This window comes from Pseudomonas monteilii (genome assembly GCA_001534745.1).
Classification (GTDB): domain Bacteria; phylum Pseudomonadota; class Gammaproteobacteria; order Pseudomonadales; family Pseudomonadaceae; genus Aquipseudomonas; species Aquipseudomonas alabamensis.
Genome location: CP013997.1, coordinates 705,833 through 723,772, shown reverse-complemented (window position 1 = coordinate 723,772; position 17,940 = coordinate 705,833). Strand labels below are relative to the sequence as shown.

Below are 17,940 nucleotides of genomic sequence, written 5' to 3'. Positions count from 1 at the left end.
GCTCAAGTCCTCTCGGTCGGGGTAGCGGACGTGCCGTCCTGGCCTTCGACGGCGGCCGACAGGGGCCGCGCCGGCGTACGTGGGCGACCCGGGCCGCCTGGTTTGCGCTCGTGCCCTTCGCCACTGTGGGGCCCCTTGCGCACCAGACGCATCATGTAGGCGAAGCCGACGCCGAACACGGCGAAGTACACCAGCACGAACATCACCAGGGTGAAGCCCAGCTGGGCGTAGCTGTGATTGGACACGCCATCGGCGGTGCGCATCAGGCCGTAGACCACCCAGGGCTGTCGGCCGATCTCGGTGGTGAACCACCCGGCGAGGATCGCGATCAACCCGGCCGGCCCCATCCACAGCGCCAGGTACAGGAACGGACGCGAGCTGTACAAGGTGCCGCGCTTGCGCAGCCAGAGGCTCCACAGGCCCGTGGCGATCATCAGCATGCCCAGCCCGACCATGACCCGGAACGACCAGAAGATGATGGTCGAATTGGGCCGGTCCTCGGGCGGGAAGTCCTTCAGCGCCGGGACCTGCTTGTCCAGGCTGTGGGTCAGGATCAGGCTGCCGAGCACCGGGATCTCCAGCGCGTAGCGTGTGGTTTCGGCCTGCATGTCGGGCAGCCCGAAGAGAATCAGGGGCGTCGGCTCGCCAGGCGGGTTTTCCCAATGGCCTTCGATGGCCGCGATCTTTGCCGGCTGATGCTCGAGGGTGTTGAGGCCATGGAAGTCGCCGATCACGGCCTGGATCGGCGCCACGATCAATGCCATCCACATGGCCATCGACAGCATCGTGCGCACCGCCGGGTTGTCACGTCCGCGCAGCAGGTGCCAGGCCGCCGAGGCACCGACGAAGAACGCGGTGGCGACGAAGGCGGCGACGGCCATGTGCATCAGGCGGAAGGGGAACGAGGGGTTGAAGATCACCGCCAGCCAGTCCATCGGGACTACCCGGCCATCGATGATCGCGTGACCCTGGGGGGTGTGCATCCAGCTGTTGGAGGCCAGGATCCAGAAGGTCGAGACCAGGGTTCCCAAGGCCACCATGAGCGTGGCAAAGAAGTGCAGACCGCGTCCGACGCGGTTCCAGCCGAACAGCATCACGCCCAGGAAGCCTGCCTCGAGGAAGAATGCGGTCAGCACCTCGTAGGTCAGCAACGGGCCGGTGATGGCACCGGCGAAGTCCGAGAAGCGGCTCCAGTTGGTGCCGAACTGGTAGGCCATGACCAGGCCGGAGACCACGCCCATGCCGAAGTTGACTGCGAAGATCTTCGACCAGAAGGTGTAGAGGTCGCGATAGACCTGGCGATCGGTCTTCAGCCAGAGGCCTTCGAGCACCGCCAGGTAACTCGCCAGGCCGATGGTGATGGCCGGGAACAGGATATGGAACGAGACGGTGAAGGCGAACTGGATACGGGCCAGATCGAGTGCTTCGAGACCGAACATGCTGCCTCCTGACGGATGAACCTTGGCATGGGCCTGTGCCCTGCCGTCCACGTCTATCGAGTACGCATCTCTACGGATTGTTCGATCGGGCTTCGTTGCCTGGGCCGAACGATCAGATTCCGTGGGGACATTCTTTGATACACGTCAATGCTTGCCAAGAGCATAGTCCCATCTGGGGCCTGAATAGATGCGGTGCGTTGCCACAGGTCGGTTGCCCTTCTTGCAACCCTTCCCGGGCCCGGTATTTTGCAATCCTTTGTTACACTCCAGGGCGTGTCGCTCTGTGCGTGTCTCATCAGGACCCCGTCTCATGCCTGCTTCCACATCCCCCTTGTTGCGACACCACCGTTCCTTCGTCGCCTTCTGGTTCGCCCGCGTCTTCACCGCCAGCGGCTTCCAGATGCTGACCGTGGCCATTGGCTGGCACCTCTACCAGTTGACCGGCAATGTGCTGGACCTCGGCTTGGTCGGGCTGGTGGAGTTCACCCCACGGGTGCTGTTCATGCTGCACACCGGCCATGTGGCCGACCGCTACGACCGGCGCAAGGTCGCGGCCCTGTGCCAGAGCCTGCAGGGCCTGATCGCCCTGACCCTGGCCGTGGGCAGCGCCACCGACGAGGTCAGCCGCACGCTGATCTTCGTGCTGGCCTTCCTGCTGGGGGCGACGCGGGCGTTCGAGATGCCGGCGACCCAGGCCCTGCTGCCCAACCTGGTGCCACCGGGTCTGTTTCCGCGGGCGGTCGCCGCCTCGGCTTCGGCGACGCAATCGGCCACCCTGGTCGCACCCGCCGTGGGCGGCCTGCTCTATGCCTTCGGCAGCCTGTGGGTGTATGGCCCGACAGTGGCTCTGTACGCCATCGCCTGCACGCTGACGCTCAGCCTGAAGGTGCGCGAACAGGTCATGCAGCGTGGGCGTGCGACCCTGGATTCGCTGCTGGCCGGCATTCGCTTCATCCGCAGCCGTCGGGACGTGCTGGGGGCCATCTCGCTCGACCTGTTCGCCGTCCTGCTCGGCGGCGCCACGGCGTTGCTGCCGGTGTTCGCCCGGGACATCCTGCTGACCGGCCCGCTGGGCCTGGGCCTGCTGCGGTCGGCACCGGCGCTGGGCGCGCTGGGGATGTCGCTGTGGCTGGCACGCTTTCCGATCGAGCGACGCGTCGGCCGGGTGATGTTCACGGCGGTCGGGCTGTTCGGCGTGGCCACCATCGCCTTCGGCTTGTCCACCTCGTTCTGGTTCTCCCTGGCGGTACTGGTGGTGCTGGGCGCGGCGGACATGATCAGCATGGTGATCCGCAGTGCCTTCGTGCAGTTGCAGACCCCCGACGACATGCGCGGACGGGTCAGCGCGGTCAACGGGCTGTTCATCGGCGCCTCGAACCAGCTGGGCGAGTTCGAATCGGGCGTGACCGCGCACTGGTTGGGCACGGTACCGGCGGTGGTGCTGGGGGGCGTGGGGACGCTGGTGGTGACGGGCGTGTGGATCAAGCTGTTCCCTGGGCTGGCGGGGCGGGATCGGTTGCACGGGGGCGAGTGAGCGCGGACGCCGGCGGCCCGTCGTGGGCGCCTTCGTCGACGGCCCTGGGCATTCCTGGCCCCCTGCCCACCCACCTCTCAACGGTCATAGGCCCCCGCGCCGCATGCTGGTATGATGCGCGGCTTTTTTCACCCTGAACGAAATGCGAGGCCACCACGGCCCGCGTGCGCCTGTCGGGGTCGATCATTTCACGACGCCCCGGCGTCTTGAGGAGCGGGCATGCTGGAACGGCTGTTTCAACTGAGAGCACACAACACCAACGTGCGCACCGAGATACTCGCGGGCATCACGACTTTCCTGGCCATGGCCTACATCCTGTTCGTCAACCCGAGCATCCTCGGCGAAACCGGCATGGACAAGGGCGCGCTGTTCGTCGCCACCTGCCTGGCCGCGGCCATCGGCTCGGTGACCATGGGCCTGATCGCCAACTACCCGATCGCCCTGGCGCCGGGCATGGGCCTGAACGCGTTCTTCACCTACACCGTGGTCCTGCACATGGGCCATACCTGGCAGGTGGCGCTGGGCGCGGTGTTCATCTCGGCGGTGCTGTTCTTCCTGCTGTCGATCCTGCGGGTGCGCGAGTGGATCGTCAACAGCATCCCCTTGCCCCTGCGCTCGGCGATCGCCGCCGGTATCGGGCTGTTCCTGGCGCTGATCGCCCTGCACAACGCCGGCATCGTGGTCGACAACCCGGCCACTCTGGTAGGGCTGGGCGACCTGCGCGAGCCGGCCCCGATCCTGGCGACCCTGGGCTTCTTCCTGATCGTCGGCCTGGAAGCGCTGAAGGTGCGCGGCGCCGTCCTGATCGGCATCATGGCGGTTACCGTGGTGGCGATCGTGCTGGGCGTGACGCCCTTCGCCGGCGTGGTCTCGATGCCGCCGTCGCTGGCACCGACCTTCCTGCAGCTGGACATCAAGGGCGCCCTGGACGTCGGCCTGATCAGTGTGATCTTCGCCTTCCTGTTCGTCGACCTGTTCGACAACTCCGGCACGCTGATCGGCGTGGCCAAGCGCGCCGGCCTGATGGACAAGGACGGGCACATGCCGAAGATGGGCCGTGCCTTGATCGCCGACAGCACCGCCGCCATGGCCGGTTCGCTGCTGGGCACCTCCACCACCACCAGCTACATCGAATCGGCGGCTGGCGTCAGCGCCGGCGGCCGTACCGGCCTGACCGCCATCGTGGTGGCCGTGCTGTTCCTGCTGGCGCTGTTCTTCGCCCCGCTGGCCGGTAGCGTGCCGGCCTTCGCCACGGCCCCGGCGCTGCTGTTCGTCGCCGTGCTGATGGCCTCGGGCCTGGCCGAGATCAACTGGGACGACGTGACCGAAGCCGCGCCGGTGGTCATCACCGCGCTGGCCATGCCGCTGACCTACTCGATCGCCAACGGCATCGCCTTCGGCTTCATTTCCTGGACCGCCATCAAGCTGATTTCCGGCCGCCACCGCGACCTGAACGCTGCCTTGGTGATCCTGTCCATCCTGTTCGTGATCAAGCTGGGGTGGCTGCAAGCATGACGACCGTTCTGGATACCGCCTCCTACGACGCGCAGCTGGACGGCAAGGTCCAGCGCCTGAACGCGCTGCTGGCCCCGTTCGACGCGCCGGCGCCCGCCGTGTTCGACTCGCCGCGCGAGCACTACCGCCTGCGCGCCGAATTCCGCCTGTGGCGCGAGGACGGCCAGCGGCACTACGCGATGTTCGCACCGGGGGAAAAGCACACGCCGATCCTGATCGACGACTTCCCCATCGCCAGCCTGCGCATCAACGCGCTGATGCCACGCCTGAAGGCGGCCTGGCAGGCCAGCGAGGCCCTGGGCCACAAGCTGTTCCAGGTGGAGTTCCTGACCACGCTGGCGGGCGACGCAATGATCACCCTGTGCTACCACCGCCCGCTGGACGAAGCCTGGGAAGCCGCCGCGCGCCAGTTGAGCGCCGACCTCGACGTCAGCGTGATCGGCCGCTCCAAAGGCAAGCGTACGGTGATCGGCCGCGACTATGCACGGGAGCGCCTCGACGTTGCCGGGCGCACGTTCAGCTACCGCCAGCCGGAAGGTGCCTTCACCCAGCCCAACGGCACGGTCAACCAGAAGATGCTGAGCTGGGCCTTCGAGGCGCTCGGCGAGCGTGACGATGACCTGCTCGAGCTGTACTGCGGCAACGGCAACTTCACCCTGCCCTTGGCCACCCGGGTGCGCCAGGTACTGGCCACCGAGATCAGCAAGACCTCGGTGAACGCTGCCCTGAGCAACCTCGACGAGAACGGCGTGGACAACGTGCGCCTGGTGCGCCTGTCGGCCGAAGAACTCACCCAGGCCCTGAACGAGGTCCGTCCGTTCCGTCGCCTGGAAGGCATCGACCTGAAGCAATACGACTTCGGCACCGTGTTCGTCGACCCGCCCCGTGCCGGCATGGACCCGGACACCTGCGAGCTGACGCGGCGGTTCGAGCGCATCCTGTACATCTCGTGCAACCCCGAGACCCTCGCGGCGAACATCGCCCAGTTGCACGACACGCACCGCATCGAGCGCTGTGCGGTGTTCGACCAGTTCCCCTACACGCACCACATGGAAAGCGGCGTCCTGCTGGTCCGGCGGTGAGCCGTCCGACCGGGTGCCAGGGCGCCCGGTCGGATCGGTTCGAGGTCAGTCGATGTTTTGTGCAGGTACCAATGGATAGCCACAACCGTTCGGTTGTCCATCACTACAGTGTTATGCCCACGGGCACTGCACGCAGACTACATTCCTTGAACTACCTTCCTCGATACGATCGAAACGCCCTGGAGAACCGACATGGATTGGCGAAAAGGCCGACGCAGTGACAACGTGGTGGACGCACGCGGCAGCGGCGGTGGTGGTGGCATGCGCTTCGGAGGCGGCAAGGGCCTCGGGCTCGGCGCCATCCTGCTGATCGTGGGCATCGGCTGGCTCACCGGCCAGGATCCGCTGCGCCTGCTCGGCCAACTGACCGGCCAGGGCAGCCAGGCGCCGGTCGCGACCCAGGGCGACACCAAGGCGCCACCGGCCAACGACCAGCAGGCCGCCTTCGTCAGCTCCATCCTCGGCGATACCGAGGACACCTGGAAAGCCCTGTTCGCCCAGAATGGCAGCCAGTACCGCGAACCCAAGCTGGTGCTGTTCAACGGCCAGATCCAGTCGGCCTGCGGCTTCGCCTCCTCGGCGGTCGGCCCCTTCTATTGCCCCGCCGACCAGCGCGTCTACCTGGACACCAGCTTCTTCCGCGAGATGGAAACCCGCTTCGCTGCCGCCGGTGATTTCGCCCAGGCCTACGTGATCGCGCACGAGATCGGCCACCATGTGCAGACCTTGATGGGCATTTCGGATCAGGTCGATGCCGCGCGTCAGCGTGGACAGAAGCTCGAAGGCGCCAACGGCCTGCTGGTTCGCCAGGAACTGCAAGCCGACTGCTTTGCCGGGGTCTGGGCCTATCAGGCACAGAAACGCCTGAACTGGCTGGAGCCGGGGGATGTGGAAGAAGCCCTCAACGCCGCCAACGCCATCGGTGACGACCGCCTGCAGCAGCAAGGCCAAGGCCGTGTCGTGCCGGACTCCTTCACCCACGGCACCTCGGCGCAGCGGGTCCGCTGGTTCAAGGCAGGCTTCGAAAACGGCGAGGTAGAGCGCTGCGACACCTTCAACGCGCGACAGCTGTAACACCCCTCCTCACGCGCCCTCCCTCCACCAGGCCGGCTTGAGCGAAACGACGCTGAAAAAGCGTTTCAGCTCTGGCCGGTCTGGCCGATACAGCCTGCACAAACGGCGGGTGACCAAGCAGAAAAACAAAACCCGTGGACTTTTTACCCCAAAGGATCTCTCGGGAGCGCGTGCATGAACGCTTGGTTTGCCAATATCGGCATCAACCTCAAACTTGGACTGGGTTTCGGCCTGGTGCTTCTACTGACGGGCCTGCTGGCCCTGACCGGCTGGATGAGCTTGTCCGGCCTGATCGACCGCAGCAACTGGATGAGCGACATCACCCAGCTCAACAGTGACCTGACCAATCTACGGGTCGTGCGCCTGCAGTACATGCTGACCAATGGCGACGATGCCGCCGCCCAAGCCATCGTGCCCAAGCTCGATGCGTTCAGTGCCCAGCAGCAAAAACTGCTGTCGACCTTCAAGAGCCCGGAAAACCTGGCGCTGCTGCGTCAGCAGGCGCAGTCGATCAGCGACTACCGTGTCTCGCTGGACAAGATGCGTGCAGGCTACAAGCAGGCTACGGCTGCGCGTGGGGACATGCTCCGCACCATTGGCCAGGCCCGTGACACGCTGGAAGCGATGCGCGCCCAGGTCCTGGCCCGTGCCGTGGATGACGGCACCCGCCTGGCGTACTACCAGGCCGTCAGCACGACCGAACAGCAACTGCTGCAGTCGCAGGTCGATACCCGAGGCTATGTAGCCAACCCCACCGACGCCAGCGAACAGACCGCGCTGCGTCAGATCGAGGCGTTGCTGGCGCAGGTCGGCACCCTGGGCGCACGCGTGCCGGGCGATGCGGCCCGCTTCCAGACGCTGGAGACCGCGGCGACGGCCTATCGTGAGGCGGTTCGCCAGTGGCGTGATGCAATGGCCCAGGTCAAGGAAGCTCGCCAGGAGATGACCGTACAGGGGGCGGACATCGTCAAGGCCAGCGACGCGCTGTACCAGATCCAGCTCGACCGCCGCGACGCCGAAAGCACCACCGCGCGCACCTGGCAGCTCACCGCAACCTTGCTGGCCCTACTGGTCGGCATCGCCGCGGCCGTGATCATCACCCGCCAGATCACCCGCCCGCTGCGCGAGACCTTGCAGGTGGTCGAACGCATCGCCCAAGGCGACCTGACCCACAACGTGCGGATCACCCGTCGCGACGAACTGGGTGAGTTGCAACAAGGCATCGCACGGATGGGCACGACGCTGCGCGAGCTGATCGGCGGTATCCGTGAAGGGGTGTCCCAGCTGACCAGCGCAGCGGAAGAGCTGTCGGCGGTGACCGAGCAGACCAGCAGCGGCGCCAACAGCCAGAAGATCGAGACCGACCAGGTGGCCACGGCCATGCATGAAATGGCGGCCACGGTCCAGGAAGTCGCGCGCAACGCCGAAGAAGCGTCGCGCGCGGCGACCCAGGCCGACGACGAGGCCAAGAGCGGCGACCGCGTGGTCAACGAGGCCATCGCCCAGATCGAGCGCCTGGCCGAAGAAGTGCACCGCTCCAGCGCGGCCATGGGCAGCCTGCAGCAGGAAAGCCAGCGCATCGGCAGCGTGATGGACGTGATCAAGTCGGTGGCCCAGCAGACCAACCTGCTGGCCCTCAACGCGGCCATCGAGGCGGCCCGCGCAGGCGAAGCCGGGCGTGGGTTCGCGGTGGTGGCCGATGAAGTGCGTGCGCTGGCCCAGCGCACCCAGCAATCGACCGAAGAGATCGAGGCGCTGATCGCCAGCCTGCAGGACGGCACCCAGGAAGTGGCCACGGTGATGCTCGACAGCACGCGTCTGACCGACAGCAGCGTCGAACTGGCGCGCAAGGCCGGTGTGTCGCTGAGCAGCATCACCGGGACCGTGGCGAGCATCCAGGCGATGAACCAGCAGATCGCCGCTGCCGCCGAGCAGCAGGGCGTGGTGGCCGAAGAGATCAGCCGCAGCGTGCTGAACGTGCGCGACGTGTCGGAGCAGACGGCCACGGCCAGCAACGAGACGGCCGCCTCCAGCATCGAGCTGGCCCGACTGGGCGCACGTTTGCAGACGTTGGTCAGCGAGTTCCGGGTGTAGTCACCCCCGGCCGGGCCGGTGCCGCCGCCATCGCCGGCAAGCCGGCTCCCACACGTAGCGGGGTCCTGATAGGTTGAAGGTGCCGGTCATGCGGGCCCTACGGGCCCGATCGCGGCACGGGGGCCGCTCCCACAGGGACCGCGATGTCCTGACATCGCCGCGGTGTGACTACGGGTGTGGGACCGGCCGCAATTGGGCCTGCAAAGCACTCGGCAAAAACCCTGAAATGTCCCCAGGGGCCCGCGACTGCGGCATGGCTACGGGTATGGGAGCCGGCTTGCCGGCGATGGCGGTCGCATCGACCACCCCGCCTTCACCGCCGTGCGGGCCTTACACCCGACTGCCGGTTACTTGACCACCATCCCTACCCCGCGACCACGGGGGTCGGAGGCCGTTTCCAGCGTCTCGCCGGTCACGCGGATGGCCTGGACATCGCCCATTTCCCAGCCCTGATCCTCCAGCACGTACCCCATCGCCTTCAACTCATCCGCCACCTTGCCGGTGAGCGGCGCGTAGCTGTCGAAGTAGATCGTGTCCTTGGGCAGCAACTGATGGTGCACGCGCTGCGCGCCCACGGCCTTCTCCAGAGGCATGTCGTAGTCGTACAGGTTGTTCATCACCTGGAAGATCGAGGTGAAGATCCGCGAGCCGCCCGGCGTACCGAGCACCAGGGTCACCTTGCCGTCGCGGGTCACCAGGGTCGGGCTCATGGAAGACAGCATGCGCTTGCCCGGTGCGATGGCATTGGCATTGCCGCCCACCACGCCGAAGGCATTGGCCATGCCTGGCTTGGCGCTGAAGTCGTCCATCTCGTTGTTGAGCAGGAACCCGGCCCCTTTCACCACCACGCCGTTGCCGTAGTCGAGGTTCAGGGTGTAGGTGTTGCTCACCGCGTTGCCGTCCTTGTCGACGATCGAGAAGTGCGTGGTCTGGTGCGACTCAAGCCCTGGACGAACGCCCTCGGTCGCCGAGATGGCCGTCGGGTTGACCTGCGCGGCGCGGCTGGCCAGATAGGCCTTGTCGATCAGCTTGTCCACCGGCACCTTGGTGAAGCCCGGATCGCCCAGGTAGTCGGCACGGTCGGCGAACACGCGTTTCTCGATCTCGGCCAGCAGGTGGATGTAGCGTGCGGAGTTGTGCGCCACCCCTTTGAAATCGGCGGCGCGGTCTTCCTTGATGCCGAGCAGCTGCGCCAGGGCGACGCCACCGGAGCTGGGCGGCGGCGCGGTGTAGACGGTGTTGCCGCGCCAGGCGATGGCGATCGGGTTGCGCCACACGGCCGTGTAGTCGGCCAGGTCCTGCTTGGTGATCAGGCCCTTGTCGGCCTGCATCTGCGCCACCAGCAGGTCGGCGGTCTTGCCTGTGTAGAACTCGCTCACGCCCTTGTCGGCAATGCGCTCCAGCGTCTGCGCCAGCTCGGGTTGCTTGAAGCGCTGACCGACTTTCATGCTGCCGAAATAGTCATTGAAGTTGGTCGCGCCCTTGAACAGCGACTGCACGTCGTCGCGGTACTGGTACTGCTTGGCGGCGATCGTGAAACCGTCCTTGGCATAGCCGATGGCCGGCGTGAGCAGCTCGCTCCAGGGCAGCTTGCCGAACTTGTGATGCGCCTCCCACAGCCCCATGACGGTGCCCGGCACGCCGGCGGCGCGTGGGCCGACCAGGCTCAGGTTCTCGACCACTTCGCCCTTCTCGTCCAGGTACATGTCCCGAGTGGCGGCCTTGGGGGCAACCTCGCGGTAATCGAGGAAATACGGCTTGCCGTCGACGTAGAGGGTCATGAAACCACCGCCGCCGATGTTACCGGCCTCCGGGTAGGTCACGGCAAGGGTGAAGGCCGTGGCGACCGCGGCATCCACCGCGTTACCGCCCTTCTTGAGGATCTCGGCGGCAACCTTGGCCGCGTACTCATCGGGCGCGGCGACCGCACCGCCTTCCAGCGTCGCGGCGAACAATCCGGGGCTGGCCAGGATCGCGGCGCCGAAGGCCAAGGACTGGAACATGACGATTCGCATCTGGGTTTCCTTGTTCTCGTTCTTGTTGGACCGTGTGTGGGCACAGGCATCAGCTAGTACCGATCTACAGCGTAGGAAATTTCCTAGCTTTATGACAAAGGATTCTTTCAAACCCGCTGCCTGACACCCCTAACCGTTGATCAACAGGTGGATGCCCAGCATCCCCAGCCCGATGAAGAAGCAACGTCGGAACACGGCGGCGCGGATGCGCTGACGCAGCCACTGCCCGACGAACAGGCCGAGCACGGCGGGCGCCAGCAGCAGCATCGAGGCGCCGAGGGCCTGCACGTCGAGCGCCGACTGCCCGGCCAGCCCGATGGCCAGGGCCACGGTCGAGACGGTGAACGACAGCCCCAGCGCCTGCACCAGTTCGTCCCGCTGCAGGTTCAGCGCCTGCAGGTAGGGCACGGCCGGCATCACGAACACCCCGGTCGCCGCGGTGATCAGCCCAGTGACCCCACCCACCATGGGCCCGGCCCACCCCTGATGCCGTGGGGCGATGTGCAAGGCCGGGCCCAACAGGCCATACAGCGCGTACACCAGCAACGCACCGCCCAGGGCATGCGCCGCCCAGGGACCGCTGTCGATGCCCAGCCAGACGCTGCCGAGCAAGGTGCCGAAAAAGATCATCGCCAGCATGGGCCAGAGCCGGCCCAGCAACGCACGCAGGTGCCCGCCCAGGGCGAGCTGCCACAGGTTGGTGAGGGTGGCGGGCACGATCAGCAGCGCCGCGGCCTGAGCCGGTGGCATGGCCAGGCCCAGCAGCCCCATGGCGACGGTGGGCAGGCCGAGCCCGATGACGCCCTTGACCATGCCGGCCAGCAGGAACGTGCCGACCACCAACAACGTCAGGGCAACGCCCAGGTTCTGGTACAGCAGTGTGAACGTCGACATGGCCATCCGTTGCCTCGGGCAGTGAGAGGCCTCCATGGTGGCAGTTCCTGAACGTCGAAGCGACTGGGCGCTTAGCGCGTACAGACAGCTTAGGGTCGAGTCTGGACAATCGCGGCGAGCAGGTTCGGCCTATGGTGGCGGCTTCTTCGAACCTTTCCCTGGAGCCTTGCATGTCCGACTTCATCACCGTTCTGCGTGAAACCTGCCCGACGCCCGTGGTCGACGCCACCAAGTGGAAGCGCATCGGCGGCGACCCGCACACCGTCAACCTCAACGCCTACCAGTCCCAGGACGGCAGCAAGATCATGGGCACCTGGATCTGCACGCCAGGCACGTTCGAAGTCAACTACGACAAGTGGGAGTTCTGCCACTTCCTCGACGGCTACTGCATCATCACCCCCGAAGGCGAGGCCCCCAAGCACCTCAAGGCCGGTGACGTGTTCGTCATCGAACCGGGCATGAAAGGCACCTGGGAAGTGGTCGAGACCGTGCGCAAGTACTTCGTCTTCGCCTGATCGACGCGACGGGTCGCCCACACGGGCGACCCGCTCGGGCTCAGGACGAGGCGCGATAGCTCTCGATGATCGCGGAAAAGTCCTTGCCGCCCTCCCCGCGCTGGCTCATAGCCTGATACAGCTGCTGCGCCAGCGCCCCCATCATCACCGGTTGCCGAACCTGCCGGGCCGCCTCGGTCGCCAGGCCCAGGTCCTTGAGCATCAGGTCGGCCCCGAACCCTCCGGTATAGCCACGCGATGCCGGCGCGGTCTCGACGATGCCGGGCCACGGGTTGTACGCCTCGGAGCTCCAGCAACGCCCGGTGGAGCTGTTGATGATGCCGGCCAGCACCTGCAGGTCGATCCCCAGCGCACTGCCCAGCGCCATGGCTTCCGAGACGCCGATCATGGAAATGCCCAGCAGCAGGTTGTTGCAGATCTTGGCGATCTGGCCGGTGCCGACCTCGCCGCAATGCACCACGTTGCGCCCCATCACCGCCAGCACCGGCTTGAGGGTGTCGAACAAGGCCGGGCTGGCACCGACCATGAAGGTCAAGGTGCCCGCCGCGGCCCCGCCGGTGCCGCCGGACACCGGCGCATCGCCCAGGTCGACGCCTTGGGCAGCCGCGGCCTGGGACACTTCACGGGCGGTCTGTGGGTCGATGGTGCTGCAATCGAGCGCCGGTGTGCCCGGACGGATACCGGCCAGCACGCCGTCGTCGCCCAGGTAGACGCTGCGCACGTGCGCCGCGGCCGGCAACATGGTGATGACCAGCTCGACGTCCGCGGCCGCGGCCTTGGGGGAGGTGCGCACCTGCCCGCCGCGTTCGGCCAGTTCGCTCAGCACCTGCTGGTTGAGGTCGAACAGCGTCAGCTCATGCCCTGCGGCCAGTAGGTTGCGGGCCATGGGCGCGCCCATGTTGCCCAGGCCGATGAATGCGATACGCATGGCGAACTCCTCAACGCAGGCTGATGGTGGTGTTGACGCCGCCGACGCTGTCGTCGTCGAACCAGCGGGCGGTAACCGTCTTGGTCTGGGTGTAGAACTGCACGACCTGCTTGCCGTACGGGCCCAGGTCGCCCAGCTTCGAACCCCGCGAGCCGGTGAAGCTGAAGAACGGCACCGGCACGGGGATCGGGATGTTGATCCCCACCTGGCCGACGTCGATACGGTTCTGGAACGTCCGCGCCGCCGCGCCGCTCTGGGTGAACAGCCCGGTGCCGTTGCCGAACGGGTTGCGGTTGACCAGAGCGATGGCCTCCTCGAGGGTGTCGACTTCCAGCACCACCAGCACCGGGCCGAAGATCTCCTCCGTGTAGATGCGCATGTCGGTGGTCACGCCGGAGAACAGCGTCGGGCCGACGAAGTTGCCGTCTTCGTAGCCCGGCACCTCGACGTGGCGCCCGTCGAGTTCGAGCACGGCGCCTTCGTCCAGGCCACTTTCGATGAGGCTCAGCACACGGGCCTTGGCCTTGCGCGAGATCAGCGGGCCGACATCGGTGCCCGGCTCACTGCCGGCATTGACCGTGAGCTGGCGGGCCGCCGCTACCAGGTCCGGCAGCCAGTCCCGGGCCGCGCCGACCAGCACCGCCACCGAGGTGGCCATGCAGCGTTGCCCGGCGGCACCGAAGGCCGCGCCGACCAGCGCATTGACGGTCTGCTGGCGGTTGGCATCGGGCAGCACCACGGCGTGGTTCTTCGCGCCCATCATCGACTGCACCCGCTTGCCATGACGGCTGGCCAGCTCGTACACATGGGTCCCGACGGCGGTGGAGCCGACGAACGACACCGCCTTGACGCTGGGGTGGGTGCACAGCCGGTCCACCACCTGTTTGCCGCCCTGCACCACGTTGAGCACGCCCGGCGGCACCCCGGCTTCCAGCGCCAGCTCGACCAGCATGAGCGTCGACAGCGGATCCTGCTCGGAGGGCTTGAGCACGAAGGTGTTGCCGCAGACGATCGCCATCGGGAACATCCACAGCGGAATCATCGCCGGGAAGTTGAACGGCGTGATGCCGACACAGACGCCGATGGGCTGGCGCAAGGTGTAGGTGTCCACGCCACCGGCAACGTTCTCGGCGAATTCGCCCATCTGCAGCGAGCCGATCGAGGCGGCATGCTCCACCACCTCCAGCCCGCGGAAGATGTCGCCCTCGGCATCGGCCAGGGTCTTGCCCTGCTCGGCGCTGAGGGTCGCGGCGATGCGCGTGCTGTGTTCGCGGATCAGCGCCTGCAGCTTGAGCATGATGCGCATGCGGGCGCCGAGCGGTGTGTCGCGCCAGCTGGCGTAGGCGCGCTGGGCGGCGTCGATGGCTGCATCGACCTCGTCGGGCGTGGCGAAGGGCACCCGCGCCAGGACTTGCTGGGTGGCGGGGTTGATCACATCGTGCCATTCGCTCGACTGGGACTCGACCCAGCGGCCCTCGATCAGCAGGCGGGCCTGTTGGACCTGGGTCCGCTCGGCGGTCAGGGGTGCATTCATGTGCGCTCTCCTTGGACTTGTTATGGGCGCGAAACGGCCAGCGTCGGGCATTGCACGAACGCTTGGGCCTGGGGGTGGTTTGGAGTATAGATAGGCAAATATCCGACACGCCCTGATAAAAAAGCCGGTCGATCATGCAAAAAGACCTTACTGCCCTCAGCACCCTGAACTGGGACGACCTGAAGTTCTTCCTCGAAGTGGCGCGCACGCGCAAGGCCAGCCGCGCAGCCCAGCGTCTGGGAGTGGACTACACCACCGTCTCCCGGCGTATCGCCTCGCTGGAGCGCAGCCTGGGCACCTTGCTGTTTGAGAAGTCCCGCGCCAACGGCTTTACCCTGACCGCCGAGGGGCAACGCCTACTGGGCTTCGCCGAAACCCTGGAAAGCACGCTGCATGCGGCCTGCGAGCAAGTCTCAGGCTCCGGCATGGCGTTGTCCGGGCACATCCGCATGGGCTGCACCGAAGGCTTCGGCAGTTTCTTCATCACCCCGCAACTGAGCCACTTCGTCGAGCGGTACCCGGCCATCTCGGTGGACATCCTGCCGCTGCCGCACTTCATCAGCCTGTCCAAGCGCGAGGCCGACCTGGTCATCGCCCTCGAACGCCCGGAGCACGGCCCCTATGTCTGCTGTCGGCTGTGCGACTACCGACTGCGGCTGTACGCGACCCAGGCCTACCTGGACGCCCACGCACCGATCGAATCCGTCGCCGACCTGGCCCGCCACCGCTTCATCAGCTACGTCGACGACCTGGCCTTCAGCGCCGAGCTGCTGTACCTGAACCACCTGATTCCCGATGCCAACGTGCACCTGCGCAGCACCAGCGTGGTGGCCCAGTACACCGCGACGCTGCAGGGGCATGGCCTGGCGATCCTGCCGTGCTTCCTGGCGGCGCAAGATCCACGGCTGGTGGCGCTGTTGCCGGAGGAGGTGGTGATCGATCGGCAGTTCTGGATGTACTGTCGGGAGGACTTGAGGAAGCTCAAGCGGATCACGTTGTTGTGGGAGTACATCCGGCAGGTGACGGAGTTGAATGCGCCGCTGTTGCGGGGGGAAACGCGTGAGATGCGCGTTACGTAGCCGGGATCGGCAAGGCTGAAGAATCGATCCAGCCTCTGTCTAGCCCGTCCTTGGGTCGAGGTGCGTAATCAGGAGCGGGGACAAAGCCTTGTCCCCAGGCGCGCTGTCAATGTCCCATCAGCGTGTCGATACCGTCAGGCTTGTCATGTACACCGAAGCGATCGACCAACGTCGAGGTCGCCTGATTCATCCCGATCACATCCACATGGATGCCCTCGCGACGCAGCTTGAGCACGACCTTGTCCAGCGCGGCCACAGCAGTGATGTCCCAGAAATGGGCCCCACGCAGGTCAATCGTCAGGGTGTCCAGTGGCTCCTTGAGATCGAAAGCGTTCAAGAACCTGTCTGCCGAGCCAAAGAACACTTGGCCCGTCACCTCGTACGTACGGTGGGCATGCTCAGCATCACGCCTGGAGGTCACATCCAGGTAATGCCCGATCTTGTTGGCAAAGAACATCGCGGCCAGCAAAGTCCCCGCGACCACGCCGAACGCCAGATTATGCGTCGCCACGACCACCACCACGGTGACCAGCATCACGATGTTGGTCGAGAGCGGATACGTCTTGAGCATGCGAATGGATCCCCAGCTAAAGGTACTGATGGACACCATGATCATCACGGCCACCAAGGCTGCCATTGGAATGCGAGCCAGCCAATCGCCCAGAAACACCACCATGATCAGCAGAGAGACCCCGGCAAACAGGGTAGAAAGCCGAGTACGCCCGCCGGATTTAACATTGATCATCGACTGGCCAATCATCGCACACCCCGCCATTCCTCCTATAAGGCTGGCCGCGATATTGGCGACGCCTTGACCTTTGCACTCTCGGTTCTTGTCACTGCCCGTGTCCGTCAGGTCATCCACGATGGTCGCGGTCATCATGGATTCCAGCAGCCCTACCACTGCCAACGCGGCTGAGTAAGGAAGGATGATCAGCAGTGTTTCGAGGTTCAGCGGCACGCTTGGCCACATGAAGATCGGAAGGCTGTCCGGGAGCGCGCCCATGTCGCCCACGGTACGGATTTCCAAGCCCATGTAGATCGAGATCGCGGTGAGTACGATGATGCACACCAAGGGCGAAGGCAGAAGCTTGCCCAGCATCGGCAGTCGAGGAAAGAGATAGATGATTGCCAGACCGGCCGCCGTCATGGCGTACACGGGCCAGTTTACCCCCGTCAGTTCGGGTAACTGGGCCATGAAGATCAGGATTGCCAGGGCGTTGACGAACCCCGTTACCACCGAACGTGACACGAAGCGCATCAACTCGCCCAGGCGCAGATACCCCGCGATTATCTGCAGCACACCGCATAGCAACGAAGCGGCGAGCAGATACTGGAGGCCATGATCCTTGACCAGGTCCACCATGAGCAATGCCATGGCGCCGGTGGCAGCTGAGATCATTGCAGGGCGCCCTCCTACGAAGGCGATGACCGTGCAGATGCAGAACGATGCGTAGAGGCCGACCTTGGGGTCGAGCCCGGCAATGATGGAAAAGGCAATAGCTTCGGGAATGAGAGCCAACGCAACGACCAGACCCGCGAGGAGGTCTGCTCGGACATTGGATAGCCAAGCGGTTTTAATGGTTTCGATCATAGTCTACCCATAGCAGGCACGGCATGACGCACAGCGGCCAGCGCTGAGCGATGCATGTGCTTCTATCTTCATTGAGTGATGGAGTGGCCGCGGCCAAAAATCAGGCGCAGCAAAGGGCGACCGCAGCTAGGAGGCGATCAGGGCATTGCGAGGGGGCGTAGCGCTATGGCGGCGTAGGCAGCCAGTTGGAGCGAGACAAAGCTATTTCCTTCGAAATGGAGCAGTCAGACCGCTGGATGGTAGCTGAGTGAGCATCCATCCATCAAGAACGCTGACCACTTGCCACAGAGTCCGCGAGAGTATTTCAGTCGAGAAGCGAGGGCATCGGCACTCACGCCGGGCCTTGCTCGACCTCGCACGCGGCAACCGTCAGGGTCAGGCCCAAATGACGTAGCACGGTTCGGAAGGTGTCCAGCGGCAGCTCGGCGTGAGCCGGCACCTCTGCCAGGGCCGCTGCCACGGCCTCGGCCGCCGAGGTGTCGCCCTGGCGAGCCTTGGCCCGCGCCGCCACCGCCAGGGCCTGGATCAGGTGGCCCGTATCCTGTGCGTCCAACGCGTCGGACAGAAACGCAGCCAAAGCCTCGAGAGTGTCCAGCGCGTCGGCCGGGTCGTAGGGATGAAGGTGTTCGGTCATCGTCTGTGG

At 65.6% G+C, this 17,940-nt stretch carries 13 protein-coding genes and 1 pseudogene; 7 read left to right on the top strand and 7 right to left on the bottom strand.

What is annotated here, in order from left to right; translation table 11 throughout:
* Window positions 1–2: 2 nt before the first annotated feature.
* Complete coding sequence (locus APT63_03245) at window positions 3–1,439, bottom strand: cytochrome D ubiquinol oxidase subunit I (protein ID AMA44704.1); 1,437 nt, start codon at window positions 1,437–1,439, stop codon at window positions 3–5.
* Window positions 1,440–1,749: 310 nt separating this feature from the next.
* Here APT63_03245 and APT63_03240 point away from each other — a divergent pair, with 310 nt between their 5' ends.
* From APT63_03240 to APT63_03220, 5 genes are all read left to right on the top strand, one after another.
* Complete coding sequence (locus APT63_03240) at window positions 1,750–2,973, top strand: MFS transporter (GenBank protein AMA44703.1); 1,224 nt, start codon at window positions 1,750–1,752, stop codon at window positions 2,971–2,973.
* Between the two features lie 219 nt (window positions 2,974–3,192).
* Window positions 3,193–4,488, top strand: a complete 1,296-nt coding sequence (locus APT63_03235; GenBank protein ID AMA44702.1) for a guanine permease — start codon at window positions 3,193–3,195, stop codon at window positions 4,486–4,488.
* Window positions 4,485–5,570 carry a tRNA (uridine(54)-C5)-methyltransferase TrmA gene (locus APT63_03230; GenBank protein ID AMA44701.1) on the top strand — a complete coding sequence of 362 codons (1,086 nt, stop codon included), beginning with the start codon at window positions 4,485–4,487 and terminating at the stop codon, window positions 5,568–5,570. Before APT63_03235 ends, APT63_03230 begins: the two co-directional genes overlap by 4 nt.
* A gap of 192 nt (window positions 5,571–5,762) precedes the next feature.
* On the top strand, window positions 5,763–6,644 hold the full coding sequence (locus APT63_03225) for a metallopeptidase (GenBank protein ID AMA44700.1): 882 nt from the start codon (window positions 5,763–5,765) through the stop codon (window positions 6,642–6,644).
* A gap of 174 nt (window positions 6,645–6,818) precedes the next feature.
* Entirely contained in the window at window positions 6,819–8,738 is a 1,920-nt protein-coding gene (locus APT63_03220) for a chemotaxis protein (GenBank protein ID AMA44699.1), read from the top strand.
* Between the two features lie 347 nt (window positions 8,739–9,085).
* On the opposite strand, the gene APT63_03215 is transcribed toward APT63_03220, so the two are convergent.
* Window positions 9,086–10,753, bottom strand: coding sequence for a gamma-glutamyltranspeptidase (locus APT63_03215; GenBank protein AMA44698.1), 1,668 nt, complete (start codon window positions 10,751–10,753; stop codon window positions 9,086–9,088).
* A gap of 129 nt (window positions 10,754–10,882) precedes the next feature.
* Window positions 10,883–11,647: a hypothetical protein gene (locus APT63_03210; GenBank protein ID AMA47777.1), complete on the bottom strand. Its 765-nt coding sequence runs from the start codon at window positions 11,645–11,647 to the stop codon at window positions 10,883–10,885.
* Window positions 11,648–11,817: 170 nt separating this feature from the next.
* Between APT63_03210 and APT63_03205 the strand changes: the two genes are divergently transcribed.
* A complete protein-coding gene (locus APT63_03205) occupies window positions 11,818–12,162 on the top strand; it encodes a cupin (GenBank protein ID AMA44697.1) in 345 nt (114 codons plus the stop codon).
* 40 nt (window positions 12,163–12,202) lie between these two features.
* Here APT63_03205 and APT63_03200 read toward each other — a convergent pair whose 3' ends face one another.
* Window positions 12,203–13,090, bottom strand: a complete 888-nt coding sequence (locus APT63_03200; protein AMA44696.1) for a 3-hydroxyisobutyrate dehydrogenase — start codon at window positions 13,088–13,090, stop codon at window positions 12,203–12,205.
* Window positions 13,091–13,100: 10 nt separating this feature from the next.
* Complete coding sequence (locus APT63_03195) at window positions 13,101–14,624, bottom strand: methylmalonate-semialdehyde dehydrogenase (GenBank protein ID AMA44695.1); 1,524 nt, start codon at window positions 14,622–14,624, stop codon at window positions 13,101–13,103.
* A 134-nt stretch (window positions 14,625–14,758) separates the two neighbouring features.
* Between APT63_03195 and APT63_03190 the strand changes: the two genes are divergently transcribed.
* Window positions 14,759–15,703, top strand: coding sequence for a LysR family transcriptional regulator (locus APT63_03190; GenBank protein AMA44694.1), 945 nt, complete (start codon window positions 14,759–14,761; stop codon window positions 15,701–15,703).
* 106 nt (window positions 15,704–15,809) lie between these two features.
* Here the strand turns inward: APT63_03190 and APT63_03185 are convergent, their stop codons facing one another.
* Together APT63_03185 and APT63_03180 are read right to left on the bottom strand one after the other, a co-directional pair.
* Window positions 15,810–17,297, bottom strand: coding sequence for a sulfate transporter (locus tag APT63_03185; protein ID AMA44693.1), 1,488 nt, complete (start codon window positions 17,295–17,297; stop codon window positions 15,810–15,812).
* A gap of 487 nt (window positions 17,298–17,784) precedes the next feature.
* A pseudogene (locus APT63_03180) lies at window positions 17,785–17,931 on the bottom strand (addiction module antitoxin).
* Window positions 17,932–17,940 lie beyond the last annotated feature (9 nt).